This is a genomic window from Achromobacter spanius, from assembly GCF_002812705.1.
GTDB classification, from domain to species: Bacteria; Pseudomonadota; Gammaproteobacteria; order Burkholderiales; family Burkholderiaceae_B; genus Achromobacter; species Achromobacter spanius.
On sequence record NZ_CP025030.1, the window covers coordinates 4,753,571 to 4,772,170 of the forward strand.

At 62.6% G+C, this 18,600-nt stretch carries 5 protein-coding genes; all 5 read right to left on the bottom strand.

The features are described 5' to 3' along the window. Positions 1 to 16: 16 nt before the first annotated feature. The 5 genes from CVS48_RS21450 to CVS48_RS21470 all read right to left on the bottom strand — a co-directional run bounded on the left by CVS48_RS21450 (position 17) and on the right by CVS48_RS21470 (position 18,519). The gene (locus CVS48_RS21450; RefSeq protein WP_167401035.1) at positions 17 to 10,603 is read right to left on the bottom strand and encodes a hemagglutinin repeat-containing protein; all 10,587 of its coding nucleotides are present in this window, start codon (positions 10,601 to 10,603) and stop codon (positions 17 to 19) included. A gap of 28 nt (positions 10,604 to 10,631) precedes the next feature. Then, complete coding sequence (locus CVS48_RS21455) at positions 10,632 to 12,317, bottom strand: ShlB/FhaC/HecB family hemolysin secretion/activation protein (protein WP_167401129.1); 1,686 nt, start codon at positions 12,315 to 12,317, stop codon at positions 10,632 to 10,634. A 265-nt stretch (positions 12,318 to 12,582) separates the two neighbouring features. Next, complete coding sequence (locus CVS48_RS21460) at positions 12,583 to 14,337, bottom strand: DNA internalization-related competence protein ComEC/Rec2 (protein WP_419191471.1); 1,755 nt, start codon at positions 14,335 to 14,337, stop codon at positions 12,583 to 12,585. A 422-nt stretch (positions 14,338 to 14,759) separates the two neighbouring features. Continuing rightward, complete coding sequence (locus CVS48_RS21465) at positions 14,760 to 17,372, bottom strand: DEAD/DEAH box helicase (RefSeq protein WP_100856212.1); 2,613 nt, start codon at positions 17,370 to 17,372, stop codon at positions 14,760 to 14,762. Next, the gene (locus CVS48_RS21470) at positions 17,359 to 18,519 is read right to left on the bottom strand and encodes a HamA C-terminal domain-containing protein (protein WP_081451544.1); all 1,161 of its coding nucleotides are present in this window, start codon (positions 18,517 to 18,519) and stop codon (positions 17,359 to 17,361) included. The genes CVS48_RS21465 and CVS48_RS21470 overlap by 14 nt, the downstream gene beginning before the upstream one ends. Positions 18,520 to 18,600: the final 81 nt, after the last annotated feature.

Sequence of the window (18,600 nt, forward strand, 5' to 3'; positions counted from 1 at the left end):
AACCTCACCTCTTCTACTAACGAACCCAAGGATTCAATGTTTGATTCTTTACATCAAAGATCTTAATGCTACCGCCAGAACCAATCACTAAATCCTCCAGATTTTTCGAGATTTTTGTACCTGGAGCAACGACAAGATCAATCCCTTCAAACTGCTTGAATGCACCATTCCCCGATCCCCACCCTTTGGCCACGGCCCCGCCGTCTTCAACCAACGCGGCGTATGCGCGGAACTGCGCACTATTGCTCAGCCGCGCAACGTCTTTAATCTCAAGGATTCTAGCCGCTTTATCTTCGGCATCCGGAATCACGGTAACAAGCTTGCCATTAACGTTCGCCGTAAAAGAAGTTGTATTTTTTGGCACTGACAGGTAATCGAGCACCGCCCCTTCAAACGTCTTCCCCTTCGCTTGATTAGCAGCGATCTGCTTGGCAGCGGCAACGGCAGGGACATCCTTCAAGATCCGGGCAAGATCGCCAATCTGATCTACCGCCTTACCCACCTTCGCACCTGGAATAATTCCCAACGCAGCGAAAAAGTAGTTGGCCTCCTCATGGCTAACGGCCGTCTCGCCCGTGGCCAGTTCATAGGCAGAAGCCACCATTCCCGGGAACGTCAGCAGGCCAGTGACGGCCTCCGCGAACATGGCCGCGTGGACGTCAGACATCCTGCCCAGTTGCTCTGATAGCGCAGACCCCTTCTGTATGTTGTAGATGGTCACGAGCGCGTCAATCTTGCTGGACGAGGCGTCAAGCGTCCGGAGTCCTTGCTCGTACGCTTCCGGACTCAGGTTTCCTGCAAGCAGTTGCTGCTCTAGGGCGGCGCGTTCCTTCGCGGTCGCCTCCGCAACCGCGGCACGATTGCGATAGAAGCTATTGTTTTCAGTTTCAATGCGCGCGGCGGCACTTGCCGTCGCCGCCTCCCCGCCCAGGCCACCCACAATGCTCGCTATGAGTCCGTTCAGCAGATTGGTCTTTGCTTCGATGTCTTCGTTACTCCCCCCCATTGACGTGGCAAGGAGGTATCCCAAAACGCTGCTCAGACCAGCGCCAGCCGCAGCGCTGGAGCACGCCGAGCCTTGCGCGGCAGCCGAACCGCATGCCAGCAATCCATGCAGCGCGGCACGGACACTTTCCGACTGGACGCCCTCCGGTAGAGAATCCGCCCAGTCCTTGACGAGCTGCGAGCCTTGAGTTTGCAGATAGCCCAATGCTGCGTTCATCGCAAAGTCACTAGTGCTACCTGTCACATTTCCTGAGGCGGCAGCGATCACCACCGTCATCGCATTGCGCGCGCTCCCTCCTGGCGCCCACGTTCGCGTTTCTGCAAACTCGGCGTTGAGTACCAGCAGGCGATTGGGGTCAGCTTGCTCTCCCTTCGCGAGTTCGGCCGCAAGTTGCGCCTTGATCCTGTCAGCCTCCTTCGCCCGATTCGTCAAAAACTGCCCCATCTGCCGACTGGCTTCTGACGCAATCTCAAACCCCGCCTCGATCTTCTCCTTATCAAAGATCGGCTTCAGCGCATTCAACGTATCGGACGTATCCCGGTTCAACGCCGCGATCGTCTCCGCCGCCGTCTTGCCGGTCAGGGCAATTTGCCCAGCGCCATCACGAATGACTACGCTGCCGCCGCTGATGGCGCTGTGTGTAGTCGAATTGGCATTCCCAGACGCCGCAACGACCACGGGCATACCGGCGGACATTCCATTGCTGTTCGTCGGTAAGCTCGTGCCAGGCACCTTATCCGCACCGCCCGCCGCTTGCCCTTTCGAGTTCGTACCGACATCACCCTGCTTAGCTTCCTCTCCCCCGCTGCCTCCCCAGCTATATCCACCGCTGAGCGCGACCTGATCAGCCTTGTAGCGCGCGGTATTCTGCAAGTCTTTGACGATAAGCGTGCCGGTGGACAGCTGATTCAGGCCGTCTGCCACAGCCTGCTCACTGCTCGATATGACGCCACCAATCAGCGTGGTGTTCTGGCCTACGTTCACCAGAAAACCGCCGTCACCCGCTTTCAGCCCCGCCTGCTGTGTAGCGGTCTGGAAATTGCTGTCCATCCTGCCTTGCGAGACATTTCCGGAGACGGAGCTTTTGCAGTAGCCGTAAATGCAAATGCTGGCTTGAATGCCGGCGCTCTGCTGCTTGGCATCGTAGGTGCTGGTGTCTTGCAGCGTCTCGATTCGAAGATTCTTGCCGACCGAGGCGATGATCTGATCTGCGCTGGCTGTCGCACCAATCAGCGAGGTGTCGCCGCCCGATTGCAATGCCAACACGTTGCCGGCAACCACATCGGTGTACGTCCAATTGGTGTCTTTGCCATCTGCGCGCCCTCTGCCACCACCTGCACCGATGTTCAGCATCACGCCTATGCCGTTTTCACTGCTCGCTGAGACCCCAATGCCGACGCTACCGTTGTAGCTCTTGTTTTTCGTGTGCTGCTCAAAGGTGTTTTGCGCAGCTTGCAGCAGAATGTCGCCATCTGCTTTGATGATGGCGTTGTTCCCCGCTGACAGGCGTGAACCTGTGACGGTGACGTCAGACGCGGAGCCAGCCCCCTTAGCGACGATGGTCAGGTCTTTGCCCGCCGCCACGGTAGAGCCCAAAACGGAAGACGACGCGCGATCAGTCGTGCTTTGGCTCTTGCTCACTCCAAAGTTGATACTGACACTCACGCCGCCAGCGCTCTTGGGATCGGCCGCGACAGCGTCATAGGCGTTGACCGCGGCAAGACCGGTAGTCGCCAAAGCCAGTCCTTGCATGACCTTGTTATCGGTCTTCCCTGCTGCATCCCCCATTTTTCCCGCGGTCTGCATCGCGTCGACCAAAGGCGTGTTGGCGTTAATGCTCAACCCCGTCTGCTTGATCTCATGAAATTCCTTCTCTTGCGTGGTGTCCAGCGCCGCGCCGATGTTGACTTCCTTGCCGATCAGCGTGATGTCGCCTTGCCGCGCAATGACGTTGCTGCCCGTGATATTGAGGGCGTTGCCGGCGTTGATCAGCACGTCGCCTTCGACGCTGCCGACGGTGCTGGCGCTGTGGAAGACCTTCTTGCTGTCGAGCGAATCCGTCTGCTTGCTGGTGCCATAGCTGAAACCACCCATGGCCCCAAAGCCCGACTTCTTGACCATCTTGTAGTCGTAGCTGTCCTCGGCGTTCTGGCCGGCCAGGATGTTGACGTCGCGGTCGGCCGACATCACCAGATCCTTCTGCGCGCCAACGTTCGAGCCCGCCACGGTCAAGTCGCGTCCAGCCATCAGCACGGCGGTGTCGCCGGTGAAGGTAGTGGACAGGGCCTGTTCCCAATCACTGGCCGTCTTGGTATGCGTGGTCTTCGACGACAGGAAGCCTTTGGTCTTGTAATGCGTTTCGTCGTAGGCCGAGCCGCTTTGCACCCCAGCGATCAAGTTGATGTCGCGGCCTGCGCCAACGGCCAATTGCTCACCGGCCGTGACGTCAGCCGCACGCGCGTTGACGTCCTGCCCCGCGATCAGCGTGACGTTGCCATCAGCGGCAATGCTCGAACCGATTTCCTTGCTGGTACTCAGGTCGTGCCGATTCTTCTTGTTGCGCACCAGCGATTCGCCGTGGCTCTCTTCCAGCGTGGCCAGATTGATATCCCGGCCCGCTTGCAGACGCACGTCGTCCTTGGCGGTGACCTGCGCCGCCGTCATGGTCAGGTCGCGACCCGCCTGCATGCTGAGATTGCCGGCGTCCACGCGCGACACGCCCGAGATGTACGAACCCCAGGTCGCGCCGTTGTTTTCCGACGCCGATGTGGATGTCAGCGCGATGTCGCGGCCCGCCGACAGCGCGACGTTGTCGCCCTTGATCAGCGACACAAGGTTGGTCAGGTCTTCGCGCGCGGCCAGGTTGACGACGGCGCCCTGGATCAGACCGCCGGCCTGGTTGACGATGTTGGCGGCCGTCATGACGGTGGCGTCGCGCGCGCCGATGGTGCCGCTGTTGTTGATGTCGCCGTCGGCCGCAAGCTTGACGTCGCGGCCGGCCATCAGGGTGCCGTCACCCTTCAGGTCGCCTTCGCGCACCAGCAGGTACACCTGCGGGACCAGCACGGTCTCGGTGGTGCCGTCGGGCAGTGTGACGGTCTGTTCGACCAGCCACACCAGGTCGGTGGTCAATTGGCGTTGCTGCGCTTCGGTCAGCGTCGCGCCAAGCTTGATGCCATTGTCCAAGGCGAATTGCGCGCCGTTGGCAAGCAGCTGCTTGTACTGACTGTCGTTGTCGCCAAAGCCTTCCAGGAAGCGCTGGCCGGTAGTGGCCAGGATCTGGTCGGCGACTAGCTTCTGTTCGTAGAAGCCGTCGCCCAGGCGGCGGGGCTGGCCGGACGGCGTCAGGAATTTTGCACCGGCGGGGATCAGGGCGTTCAGGCCGCCGGGGCGGCTGCCCAGGCCGGCATTGACGGAGCCGGACGCGCCGGCGTTGCCGACGGGTGCGCCGGGCTGTTGCAGCAGGTCGAACAGATAGTCGCTGGAAACTGTTGGGCGGTTTCCGACGAAGCGCGGGTCGGTGGCGACGACGTAGGGCGCGTCGGGTGTGCCGCCCACGGCGAAAAGTTGGCTGTCCGGGATGGTGGCGGGGTTGGATACGCTGCGCACGACGCTGCCGCCGGGCAGGCCGATGCTGGCGATCAGGACGGGGCCGGGCGCGGTGGCGCCGCTGGCGCCGGGGGCCGCGCCGCTCAGTGAGACAGCGACGTTGCCGCCGGAGGTGCCGACGGGCAGTTCGATGGGTTGGCCGGCCAGGGTCACCTGATAGGCTTCGGAGTATTCCTTGCGGTCACTGTCACGGGCCTGGGTGACCGTGGCCGTTCCAGTACGCGTGATGATGCGCTGCCCGCCAGCGCCAATGTTGTTGATGGCGGGACCAGAAACGGTCAGGGCGCCGCCTGCGGCGATCTGGCTCTTGTCATTGGTGACGGTGCCGCTTAGCGTCATGGCGCCACCCGACAGGATCTTGCCGGGGTCGGACGAGACGGTGCGGGTTTCGGTGACGGTTTCTTCGACCTGGTAGTAGGTGAAGGTGCCGACCAGGCGGTTGTTGAAGTCGGCGTTGAAGTCGCGGATTCGCCGGTCAAGCTCAATGTGCGGGGCTCGATACGCCGCGTAGGCATCTTCGTATGCCTTGCGGCGGGCCGCTTCAGCAGTGCATTCCGCCGTGCTGTAGCAATCCCGCTGCGGCGGCACCCAGACGGGCATGGACCCGGAAGGTGGCGTGACGCCGAAGACGGCCCACACACGCGCATCGGAGCTGTAGACGAACGACTCGGGAACGTCCCAGCAATCGCCCCTGTCCCCACCCGAACACGCTACGGACTCGGGGATGTACGTGATCGGGATCGGCGCGGTCTCGCCGGCGCGGCCCCTTTTGCTCTGCACGTAGTCAAACGGCGGCCCGTATCGCGATGCCGGATACTTGTCTGACGGCAGCAGGAAGCGGCGCTCGGGATCGTCATCCAGCCATTCGGGAGCCTTGCCGCACAATGCGGTGACCTGGTCGCAGAACCAGTTGGTCTCCATGTCGTACACGTCGGTCGTGCCCGCCGGTGTCACGTACAACTTGGGGACCGTCATCACAGGCACGACCTGGCTGACGTAGTTCGTGTTGACGTTCTGCAAGGACGCAGCCGAAATCGCCGCGTTTCCTGCCGCCTCGATCGTGGCCGATGCGTTCAGCAACGACGCGGCCTGGCCGATGGCTTTGCGGTTGGCGTCCAGCGCGCCGCCGATACGCAGGTCCGCGCCGGAATAGATCAGCGCGTGGTTGCGGTTAACCAGCGATCCCACGCCCAGGTCCAGATCACCGCGTGCCGCGATGACGGCGCCGCCGCCGGGGCCCGCGCCGTTGACGAGTTCTCCGGCACGGATCGCGATGGTGTTGCCGTAGATGCGGCCGAAGTTGTCCAGGCGGCCGGCGGTGATGTTGGTGGAGCCGCCATCGATCAGGCCGGAGTTGGTCAGGCCATTGGCGACGTTGATGGTGTTGGTGCGCCCGGCCAGCAGTTCGCCACTGGCCTGGTTGTTGAGCGAGGCGGCCGTGATGCTCAGGTCGCGGCCGGCGCTGACGGTGGCGCTGTTGTCCATGGCGCCGCCGACGGACATGCTCAGGTCGCGGCCGGCGGCAATGGTACCGGTCTGGTTGAGCGAGCCCGTGTAGGTAAAGGACAAATCTTGCGCGGATTGCAGGGTGCCCAGACCTTGCAGGTTCTGGATCATGACGGCAAGACGTTCGCCCGCCATGACCTTGCCCTGGTGGTTCTTCAGGACGGCGGCATCGACCGTGGCGTAGCGCTGCGCGGCAACCTCGCCGCCGGCGTTGTCCAGTTCCCCGGTGGTGACGGTGAGGTCCTGGCCCGCGCTGATGGAGCCGCCCTGGTTGTTCACGCGGTCGGCGACGATGGTCACCAGCTTGCCCAGCACGCCCTTGGGCGGCGCGGCGGCGGCGGTCAGCGTGGCGCTGTTGTCCAGGCTGGCGGCGTTCAGCGTCAGGGTGTCGTCGGCCTGAATCAGGCCGCCCCGGTTGTCGACGGCCCCGGGCGTGGCCACGGTAAGATTCCCGCCCGCCAGCGTGCCGCCGGCGTTGCCGACGCGCGCCGCTTCAAGTTGCACGTTGCCGGCGGCGGCGATCAGTCCTGCGGTGTTGTCCAATTCGCCGCCCAGCTTCAACGCGGCGTCGCCGGCGGACGTCAGCTTGCCGCCCTGGTTGCGCAGGTTGGCGGCGGTGATGTCAAGGCTGCCGCCATGCAGGACGGCATTGCGCGTGGCGAGGTCGCCTGGCGACGTCAGCGCCAGCTTGCCGATGGCGGAGAGGTTGCCACCAGAAAGATCCATGCCGCCCGCGGCAAGTGTCATGTCCTTGCCGGCCGCGCTGATGCCTGGATGGGTGATGAAGGCGGCGGTCAGGTTGACGCTGCCCGGCAGGCTAAGCGTGCCGTCCGCGCCTACGCCCGCGATGAAGCGGCCGGTGTTGCCCAGCGCGCCGATGGCGGTGGCGTTGATGTCGCCACCCGTCAGCACCGAGCCCGCGTTATCAAGCGTGGTGCCCGCCCGCAAGCTGGCTGCGCCCGCTGCCGACAGGATGCCGGCATTTTGCAGCGCGCCGCCTGCCTGAAGGTCGATGCCCGCACCGGCCTGGATGCGGCCGTCGGCGTTGGTCGTGAGCGTGCCGGTGGCGTTGACGGTCACGTTGCCCGCCTGCGTGGCGGCGATGCCGCCCAGCGTGGCGTCCGTGCCCGCGCGCAGCGTCATGTCTTGTCCGGCGGCGGCCGATCCCAAGGCGTTCAGCGCGCCGCCTGAAATGGCAGTCAGTGTTGCGCCCGCCTGCAGGTTCGACGCAGCGCCCATCACCAGGTTGCCGCGCTGCGTGTCCAGCGTCAGGTCGCCCTGCAATGCCGCGACGGTGCCGCCCACGGTCATGCCGTCGCCCGCGCTGAGCGTTTGCGTGATGCCCGCCAGCATGCTGCCCGCGGCAAGCAACGTGCCTTGCGCCGTCGCGGTGAGCGTGGCGGCGGCTTGCGCCAGGCCTGCCGCGCCCACGGTGACATTGCGGCCCGCCAGCGTCAGATTGGTGTCGCTGGCCGCCGTGCCGTCCACGCGCGCATCGCGCGCGGCGGCCAGCATCATGTCCTGTACCGAGGCCAGCGCGCCGGTGGCGACCAGGTCGCGCTGGGCTTGCGCCGTCAGCGTACCCGCGGCCTGCACCTGCCCGCCCTGCTTGACGATCACATCGCGTCCGCCCACCAGCAGGTTGCCGGCCATGGCGTCGCCCAGCGCGGCCGCCGTGCCGCCCAGGCGCGCATCGCCCGTGGCCATCAGCGTCAGGCCGCCGCCCGCGACGATGACGCCGTCGGATTCCAGGTCACCGCCCGATTGGGCGGTCAGGTTCTGCGCCGCCTGCATGCGGCCGTTTGCGCCGACACGCAACTGTCCACCGGCGCCAGCCGTCAACGTGCCCTTCAGCGCCGCCACCGTGCCGTCGATGCCAAGGTTGCGCGTGGCGGACAGGCTGGCGGGCGTACCCGCCGTCACCGTGCCGGTCACGAACAGGTCCCGCGCCGCTTGGGCTTGCAGCAAGCCGCCCGCGCCCGGCACGGCTTCGGCGGTGCCGGCCGTACCGGCGACGCGCAGGTCTTGGCCCGCATCGAGAATCAGCGTGTTGCTGCCTTGCGCCAGCCCGCCTTGGCCCACCGTCAGGTCCGCGCCGGCCTCTGCGCGCAGGGTGCCGTTGGCGACCGTCTTGCCGTTCAGTTCGGCGTTGGTACCGGCGGACAGAAGAATGTCTTTCTGACCGGAAATCGTGCCGCCCGCGATCAGCTTGCCGCTGGCCTGGGCGTCCAGTTGCTGGCCCGCCTGAAGGACGCTGGCGTTGCCCAACGCCATGTCGCCACCGCTTGCGACCTTGAGCGTGCCTGCGTCGGCAAGCAGCGTGCCGTCCACACGCAGATTGCCTGGCGTGCTGACTTGCGCGGACTGGCCGGCGATGAACAGGCCGGCCAGCGATGCGCTGGCCGCATCCGCCACAACGGAGCCATCGGCCTGCACGCGCGACGCGGCCGATGTCGTCATGGCCTGCCCCGCCTGTAGTCGCACGTTACCGGTGGCCAGCGCCTGCCCTTCCAGCGTGAGGTCGCGCGCGGCTTGCAGCGTCACGTCCTTGAGGGACGTGATCTTGCCGGCGCTTTGTAGGCTTTCTCCCGCGGCAAGACCCACGTTCTCAGCCGCGGCGATCTGGCCTTGCGCACCGACCGCGATATCGGCGTCGGCTACGGCATTGATGCCGCCCGAGGCCGCCGCTAGCGTGCCGTCGACGGAAAGCTTGCCCCCGGCCGACAGGTCCAGGTCGCCGTTGGCTCGCAAGGTGCCGGCCAGCGCCATGACGCCACCGGCCTTGCCCGTCGCGCCGCCTTCCGCTTCCCATTGCGCGGGCGCATCCATGCGCAAGTCGCGCGCTGCGTCGATGGCGACGCGGCCGGTGGACGCTCCCTTGCCCGACACCCGCGCGTCGCGCCCCGCCGTCAACGAGACGTCGCCGCGCGCAGCGACCATGCCGTCCAGGTTGAGGTCGGCGGCGGCGCGTAGGCTGGCCGCCCCTCCTGATTGCAGTTGCGCGCTTGCGCCCGTGGTCAGGTCGCCCCCGGCCTGCGCATTCAGCACACCCGCAGCGGTCACCTGACCGGGCAACACCATATCCCGGCCGGCCTTCAATGCGACCGCGCCGCGGGCGGTGACCAAGCCGCTGGAATTGACGCCCACCTGGGCCGCGCCCGTGGCGTTTGATGCGGTGCCGCCCGTGCCGGAAGTGCCGCCCCCCGCGCTAGATCCGCCAGGCGATGAGCCGCCATCGGCGCCAGCGCCTCCCGTACCGGTTCCACCGCCGACCGGTGGTGTCACGCCCGTCGTCGGCAAGGCGCCACCTATCCGCAGGTTGCGCGCGGACTCCAGACGCACGTCCTGGCCGCCCATCAGCAGCGAACCTCCCAGTGACAGATCCTGTCCCGCCGCGACACGTAGTGCGCCCTGAGTCTGCAACGCACCCTGCGCGGCAATGCCGACGTCGCCCGCGGCGCTCACATCGACCGAGCCGCCCGCGCCCACGGCGCCCTTTATCTCTGCATTGCGGCCGGCGGCAAGTACTACATTGCCCGCCGCCTGCGCCGCGCCATCGACGGCCAGATCACGCCCGCCCGCCAGCCGCAGATTGCGCGCTGCCTGCACGGCAGCACTGGGCGCGATGCGCACATCGCCCGCCGCGCTGACCTCCAGGTCGCCTGTCAGGGCTACCAGGTTTCCGCCCACGTTGACGCCAACGCCGGCCTCGGTGCCGATCAGCCGGATGCTGTTGGCATACATGCCGCCCAGCGCGGCGGTATCCAGCGCCACCGCGGGCGCCGGGCCTTCGCCCGCCCGGGCCGAGACCGCGCCCGTCGCGTAGTCCACGCGCGCCGCGCCCGCCGTCACGTTGAGCTGGTTGGCCCACACGCCCGCGTTGATCTCCAGCGTCCGGGCGATCAAGTCGACCTGGCTGACGCTGGTGCCGTTCAAGCCGTCGCCTTCAACGCGGATCTTGCCCGCCGCCACGTCCAGCGCGATGTTTCCATCGGGACCGACCTGGGGCCGTCCGGTGGTCAGGGTCGCCCGGTCCGCGTTCAAGAAACCGCAGCCGTTGCAGGTGATGCCCGCCGGGTTGGCGACGATGACATTGGCCCGATTGCCCGCGACTTCCAGCGTGCCCATCAGTCGCGAGGGGTTCGGCGCGGTGACCTGGTTCAGGATGGTGGTGGCGCGCTGGTTGCCCAGCATGACGTTGCCCGCCACCTGCCCGGCAAGCTGGGTCTGGCTGGCGCCGCCGCTGTTGTTCAGCACCACGCCCGACGGACCCACGTTGAACTGCGTGTAGCGGTTGTTGGAAACCCCACCGGCCGATGGCGGCGCAATGTTGACGACGGGCACGCCATTGTTGACGCCCACTGATGGCTTCTGGCCGGCCACGTTCTTGTCCACCGAGATCGGCAAGGTCTGCGCCAGCACCGGCGTCCATACCTGCGTGAAAACGATGGACCAGACGATCAACGAGCGAAGCTTGGACATCATGTGCACCTGGGAAACAACAACGGATTCAGAACTCGAACATCAACGCCATCGCGAAGACGGTGGATGCGGTTTTTAGCGATTCGGGTTTCTTTAGCGGCCAGCCGGCCGACAAGTCGTAGCTGGCATTGACCACACTCGCGACACCAGGCAAAGAGAGCCGGCCGCGCACACCCGCGACCGCGCCGACCAACGTGCGGCCGGACAGATACGCGGCGGATGGACCGCCGACACGCCCCACGTCCACGCCGGTGTACAACTGCTGCCCCGACAGGCCAGTCAGGCCTTCCAGGTTCAGCGACAGATCGTTGCGCAGCGTCCAGCCATCCTCGGCAGCCAAGGTCATCTGCCCATCAAAGCCGCGCACGGCATAACGGTTGCCGATGGTGAAGTAGTCGGCGGGCACGATGGCCGTCTTGGCGTGCTGGATCTGCCAATTGGCCTGATACGCAAAGGGCTGGTCGGCCACCTTGAAGGGCAAGTACAAGCCGGCGTTGGCGGTGTAGATGGTGCTGCGGCCGTTCCAGTCCGGGTCGCCATAGACGTAGCCGGGCTGGTCGGAGAACTGCGGCAAGGTGCCGCGCACGCCGCCGCCGATATCCAGCACGGCCTGGCCCACATAGTGGCGGTGCCCGTAGTTGATCTCGTAGCCGGTGACGTCGCGGCGCTGCACGTCGATGGGCACGTCGTTCAGCGTGCTGTCGGTGCGTTTGCGCAGCAGCATGACTGACAGGTTGCCCTTGTAGGCCGTGCCGCGGTACGGCACCATCGACACGCCCGCCTGCAACTGCTTGGTGGTGCCGCCGTAGATGATGGGCTCTTCGAAGCCGGCCACGGTCTGGCGATAGGTGGACTTGCTGGCGCCGGCAAAGACGCTCCAGTAGCCAAACGGCACGCTGTAGTTCACGGACGCGGCGCGCGTGTTGGAGTTTGCATCGCGCCAACGCGCGTTGCTGTTCCATGAGACCGATAGCTGGTCGTACAGGAACAAGGGGGAATCCAGCGTCAGCCCGGCGTTGACCTGGTACTTGCCCACGGAATCCATGCCGCCGTTGTCGCCGCCCACGTAGCCGTGCCAGCGCTTGCCCGTGCCGGGCTTGATCAGGATGTCGGAGTCGCCCAGCTCGGGGCCGGGCGCGATGTCGATGGCCGCGTCCGCCTGACTGCCCAGGCGCCGGATGTTCTCAAGCGCCTGGTCCAGGTCGCGCTGGTTCAGTTCGCCGCCCGGCCCCGTGGGCAAGGCGGTACGCCACCAGCCGATAGCGCCCTTGCCCTTGACGGCCGAGATGCGGCCGGGCAGATAGCGCAACGTCAGGGTGCCCGCCGCCAGCGATTGCTCGGGCACGACGACACGCGCGGTGACCTGGCCGTTGTCGATCAGCAGGTTGATCAGGTATTCCTGCAGGGCGCGCAAGCCCTTGCCGCCCACGCATTGGCCGACAACGACCGCGGCGGCGCGGGCAAGCGATTGGGGCGGTTTCGCGCCATCCCAAATGACTTCACGCAGCAGAAAGCAAGGCGTCTCAGCAGGAAGGACCAGACCGCGCGCGGCGTCCGGCGCTGGCGCCGACAGCACATCGGGCCGTTCGGCCGCGCGGGCGCGCTGGGCGTCAACTTCTTGCTCCTGACGGCGTTGGATTTCCGTGCCGCGCAACACGGCATCAGGCACCGATTGCGCCAACGCCGCCGCGCTGCTCGCTACCCCGCAAATCATCACCGTCCACCGCAACTGCCGGAATCCGCTCATACGACTGGACGCAAACGGACAACCGCCACTGCGCCGCCTCCTGTAGATGTAATTGGCGGGAATTTTGCTACGCGAAACTATATATTGCAATATATATCCATTACATTTTTATTTGAATATTGGGACTTACCGCTTTTTGATGACCAAATCAGCCAACTTGATCGCTTTTGTCCACATTTCGCGAGGCGGATTAGCAGCTTCGTAATAAATCGCGATTTTCCGTTGGCTTCCGTCATCGCCCATGCCAATACCTCGCGCCCTCAACCCGCTGCGACCACACCCGTAGCCCGCGCGCGCTGGATTCCGCCATCACCGCGCCATCCCGGTCGCTACGCCAGAACGCCGCGCCCGCGCGTAGCCAGCGTCGTTCCACCGCCGGAGCGGGATGACGAAAGCGGTTCAAATGGCCGGCCTGGGCTATCGCATGAGTGGCCTGTACCGCACGCACCCAATCCCGTCCGGATGACGACGCCGACCCATGATGCGGAGCCAGCACCACGTCAGCCCGCTCCACCCCGCGCGCCACCAGTGCGCGTTCCTGCGCCACGCCGATATCGCCCGTCAGCAGCAGCGCATGGCTGGCGCCCTGCACGCGCAGCACGCAACTGTCGGCGTTCTTGTCTGCCGGCGCGCCGCTGCCGCCGTTGGCGGGATGCAGAAATGTGAACCGCACGCCGTCCACCTCCCACGCGTCATCGCGGCGGCAGCGCAACATGCGATCGGGCAGCGTGGGAAGTGCGCCGGGCGCGGCTTGGCCCGGTGCCCGCAACGGCACCTTCCCACTCACCGGCCCAGCCACCGGCCACACACTGGCATCGCGTCGCACGAAAGCCGCCACATCAAACGACGCATAACTCAACCGCACCGGCACCGCCGCCAGCACCGCGCGCGCACCGCCCACATGGTCCTGGTCGGCGTGCGACAGCACCAGCACATCCAGCGCGGTAATGCCGCGCGCCTGCATGAACGGCGCCAGCACCCGCTCGCCCGCATCGCTGCCGCCGTAATGACGCGGCCCCGCATCGAACAGCAATGTCTGCGTCGCCGTCTCGACCAGGATGGCGCTGCCCTGCCCCACGTCCAGCGCGCTCATGCGCCAATGGCCTGGCTCGGGCTTGTCCGGCCGCCAGCACAGCAACGGCAGCATGCACACCCAACCCAATTGCCGCGCCGGCCATCCGCGTGCCTGCAGGGCCCAGACCATGCCCGCCACGGCCAACAACAGCCACGGCCAGGGCGCGGCCGCCACCGCAAAGCTGGCCCAGTCCGCATTGCCTACCCACACCACCGGAACCATCGTGGCATCAAAAGCGGCCAGCCCCACCTGCGCCGCCCAAGCCGCCGCCGCTTGCCCGCCAGGCAATACCGACAGCGCCGCGCACAACAAGGCCAAGGGCGTCACGATGAACGTCACCGACGGAATCGCCACCGCATTGGCCAGCGGCGAGCCCACCGACACCTGGTACACCAGAAACGCCAGCAAGGGCGTCAGCCCCAAGGTCACCAGCAACTGCAAGCGCGTCGCCTGCGCAAGCCGGCTTGCCCAACGCTGGCGCCACCCGGCCTCGGCATCAAACGGCAGGTCGGCAATGCGCAGCAGTATTGCCACCGCCCCGAACGACAACCAGAACCCCGCCGACAGCGGCGCCCACGGATCCAGCGCCACCACGCCCGCCCCCGCGCACGCCAACACCCTGCCCGCGGTCAACGGCAGCCGCGACATCGCCGCCGCCAGCACCACCGACAACATGAAGAACGTGCGCCGCGCCGGCACGCCCCAGCCCGCCAACAGGCAGTACAGCAAGGCCACCACGGCCGCCGCCGCCCCACCCGCTACGCGCGACGGCGTGAACTCCGCCAAGCCCACGCCCCGCCATCGCGCGCGCCGCCAGGCCGCCGCCACCAGCACGCCCGCAATGCCCGCGATGGACGTCACGTGCATGCCGCTGATCGACACCAGATGCGTAATGCCGCTGCGGTTGAAGATGCGCCAATCATCGCGTGCTGGTGAATGACATTAAAGTCCTGTTCTATGCCAATAAGTTCTGTTCTGGCAACTTTGTGACAATAAGTCCTAGTCCACAGCGGATTTTGGGATGAGATAGCGTGACATTAAAGGTTCTGGTCCGCCTTGCTACGCAGCCTGTTTTCGCCGAACTTGCTGTCAGGAATAGAACGCCCTCCTGGCTGAGGATCTGCACCTCCCTCAGCCCTAACAACGAAGAAATTTGGAGATTTGCTCATTCTTTGAGCAAATCTGCGCAGTTATGACAATAAGTTCTGTTCCAGCTTCTGGCATGACATTAGAGTTCTGTTCCCGCAATGTGGTACGCAGCTCAACCAACAGGTAGCTTGTTTCCAAGAATACCCCTGGGGCTTGCGGTATCCCGTGTCACCCTGTCAAACGGCCTAGGTCGCAAAATTACGCTGAGCTAGCACACGCTCAATTTCCTTTTTCACCAGCGCAGGCAGCGAAAAATTACGCCATAGTTCTTCGTTATCGATTAGCCACTGAAGGACCTCGGACTCAGACAGGGTATCAGCTGTTATCAGCTCTGACACAGCGATGGTCGAGGTCCTAGATAGCCCAATTCCGATCAGGGAAATCTGCGTCTGCTGGCTTACGCCCAGCTCCAAAAATACGTTAAATTGTGGAAGTTGCTCAATCAAATCCTCTCGACCTATCTCGAGGAGGTGCTGCTTCAACACATCGCAATAACAGCTCAACCCTCGCGGTGCCTCAAAGCGTGCAATCTGCTCAACCTCATTCATTACACTCCTAATCTCAGTGGCATCCGATGGTAGATTGCCTTTGCTCTTGAGATAGTTGATTCTTTCTTCAATAAGCCGAGCCAACGGAAAACCTCGCATCCACCGCGTGACTAACAACGCCAGCATAAACGCCCGACCGCCTTCGGGGCCAAGGTTTGGGCACGCGCGCCGGCACAGCCTTCCGAAGATGGCTGCGTAGACTTTAGCAGCATCGTTGCTCGAAGGATCTGCGGGGAGCAGTTCCTCGACGTCCCCCTGGCGCTCGCGGAAATACTGAAGAAGTTCATCAAGCGCGAAAGGGCTAATACCAGGGTTACGCGAGATGATCTCAGGCCAGATGGCGAGTCCATGAACTGCTTGCTTCACCGTTTCTGCCAGCTGGTCTAAGGTATCCGGCGGATATCTATCAGACCATGGAGCATTGCGAAGCCCCTCATAGCGAACGTGAGCCCCAGCCAAATAAGAGAAAACATACTCTAATTCCGGATGCCGTTTTGCCTTGTCGAGCGGTGCACGTTCTCTTATGAACTCAATGAGTTCTGCCGGGTCGGACAGAACAACGTCGGTTGTCCGTTGAATAGGCTGTCTCGTTCGTTTACGAGGAGGACCATCTTCGCCCCATAGGTCCTTTCGATCAGGATCGATACAGAAAATATTCCCTTGAAATTCTTTCCCCCACCTTCCTGCCCGGCCCGCAAGGTTCCAAAAGTCTTCGGATGACAACGGGTGCCCGCGCCCTTTGGTTGGTCCCCGCATGAATACATTTCGGCACGCCATGTTGACCCCCTCGATGAGGGTCGAGGTACACACCAAGTACTTGATGGTGCCAACACTAAAGAGACGCTCAATTTCCTCCCGGATCAACAAAGGCATATTGCCATAGTGGAACGCTACGCCTCGCCGAAGACAAGTAACTAAGGAAAATTTTTTGTGAACGCCGTGTTGCGCCAATTCAATTAAGGCCTGGAGATCCTTTTTTGAATCCCCTTCAACATCGGTGCCAATCAAGTCGTAAAGCTGTCCAGCAGCCTTCTCTGCATCGGCGGCACCATTCACATAAACGACGTTTCCTTGCGAATCGCCTCCAACCGCATGAGCCAAAAAGGACAAGCGTTTGCTCTCTGCGCTAGGTCTGGAGCTAAGCTCAATCTCCCCCAATAGAACACTGCGGTCTGCCATGCAAAGCGAGACATCCCAGACCTTCGGCTTGTAGAGGCGCTGCGTCACCCAAAAAAGATTCTGAATAACTGTGGCATATTCACTCGTAACCGACTTCTTTGACGTACCTTCACGCGCGTCGGCCATCAATAATTCTGGGTTGCTCGTCATTGGACTGGCGAACAACACCCGTATTGCAGGACTTGTAGAACTTAGCCGCTCAATAACGTCTTGTAGCAGCACCCCCCGCTGACGGTCACCCACCTTGTGAGCTTCGTCCACGATGAGGGCTTGAACTGTTAGTTCTGGCTGTATCGAAAGAAGAATATGAAGACGCTCTTGCGTAAAGACAAACACACGCCTTTTAATAAAATCAGCCCTATCATCAGCTTTAAACAGGGGTAGTGCTGATACCGACACCTCACCTAAGCCTTCGCTAGCCAGCAAATTCCGAAGGTCTCGTTCCACCTGACTAATGAGTGCCCTGGTCGGGACGAGGTAAACGACGGTACCTACAGAAAAAGAACGCATCAAATCACAAATCCACCTAGCTAAAATGAAAGACTTACCGGCAGATGTGGGGGCTGAAACTGATACCCAATCATGAGACTGGACCTCTTCCCAGAGTCTTTTCTGGAAAGCATTCACCCGCAATGATTTTTCGTTCTGGACGGTAATCGACTGTTCGTAGGTACGGCGGAAGTAATCAAGACGGGCGACGCCCGGCAAACGTGACTGAAACAGAGGGCGAAGCAAGTTACGCTGAACCGCCAACTCAATGGCTGGATGATTCGCAAGGGTATCAAGTATCAACGCAGCAGAATCTCGCTGAACCTCGGTCGGGTTCTCATTGCAGAGACACGCTTGCGCTATTAAAAGCGCAGCGATCTGAGATGCCCCTTTTTCGGACTGTGCAAGGAAGCTTGCAGCAAGCAGGAGATACCCCCAGTCATGTGTGATATCCCGGTGTTCTTCGCATCGGGTAAATCGCAAACCTAGCTCATCACAAGCAGAATCAATCACAACATTATCAGATTGCCGGAGGAACCCGGGAACTTCAAGCAACCAACTTCCAAGATCACGCAGTGCCACTCGGAGTCCTCCTCTGCTTTGGTGTCCGTGGTGGATTAACCGGCATCTCTGGGGTCAGCACCTCTCTGCGACCTTTCTTTGGCCTGGCCTCTTTCTTAGAAGGCGTTGAACTCTTGGCGCCGTTCAATTCGCCTTGGGGCTGCAATCCGAGTTGCTTGCGGAGCAGCTGCCTGAAGTCTTCAGCTGAAGGAAATGGTACGAACAAGAAGTGCATTGAAAAAGCCCCTAGACTCTCTTCATCAATTCGCTTCTTTACATGCTCCTTCCAAGTTGGAAGCGTTGCGGCAATTTGCTTTGCGAGCTCACTGGCTACTGCCGTAGACGGGCCTTGTGGATAAACATCACAGTCAAAACCAACGAGGCATAGCCCTCTGAATTCGAGCGAATTGAAGCTTTCCGAGTCGGGATCAAGAAACTTCTTAAGAGCGTCCTCCAGTTGTGAATCATCGAGATCGGCATGCCTCTGGAGTAGATGGAGATCCCGTTGACTAGCGGAATGCTCAGTAAGCATTGGAGCAACTGAAGCCAGGCACTCACGGACCGCACTGGTGATGTCTCCGTATATTTTCGATTCCCCCCAGTAAAGCAGTAGTTTCCCGGTAGCCGAATCGACACCCGCATGCAATCCATCAGCGCCGTGAAAGTGCATCCTGGCATTCGTCTTGAGGCTCATCTTGCAAATGAGCTGGGGCAGTCGAAGAATTTTTTCAGCAAGAATAAAAAGAAGCAGTTCTCCTCCTTCTCCACTCTGTGCAAGATCGGTGAACAGCTCTTTGGCCTCATTCGTCAGGCGAACAAGCTTCTGAGTAGACTTGGTTCGAACAAACTCCTCGCTAGCTTCGCGGATTTGAGATCTAGGGATGGCGTAATCAAGAACATGTTCCGCAATACCCGCAACCAAATCAGCAATTCGAGGTCGCCCATTGCCGTCGAGTTTAAGACAGTGGCAGTGGGCTGTTACCATTGTCCCCTCGACAATTGCATGACTTTCCACGTCGTGCAGAAGCGCAGAAAGTGTAGTCTTGTCCCCTCGAGCGAGGCGAGTCAGCGCCGCCTCGAGTAGCGAGAACGAAGACTCCCCGGCCGCACTTGATTCCGCATTAGCACACGCCGATACAGCTTCAAACTCTTTGTTATCCCCTTCCACTAATGGTCCCCCTAAAAGATGACTTGCCGCCCCCAAGACCGTTTGCGCCGCAATCGTGCACGCACCAAGGCCTGTCGCTCA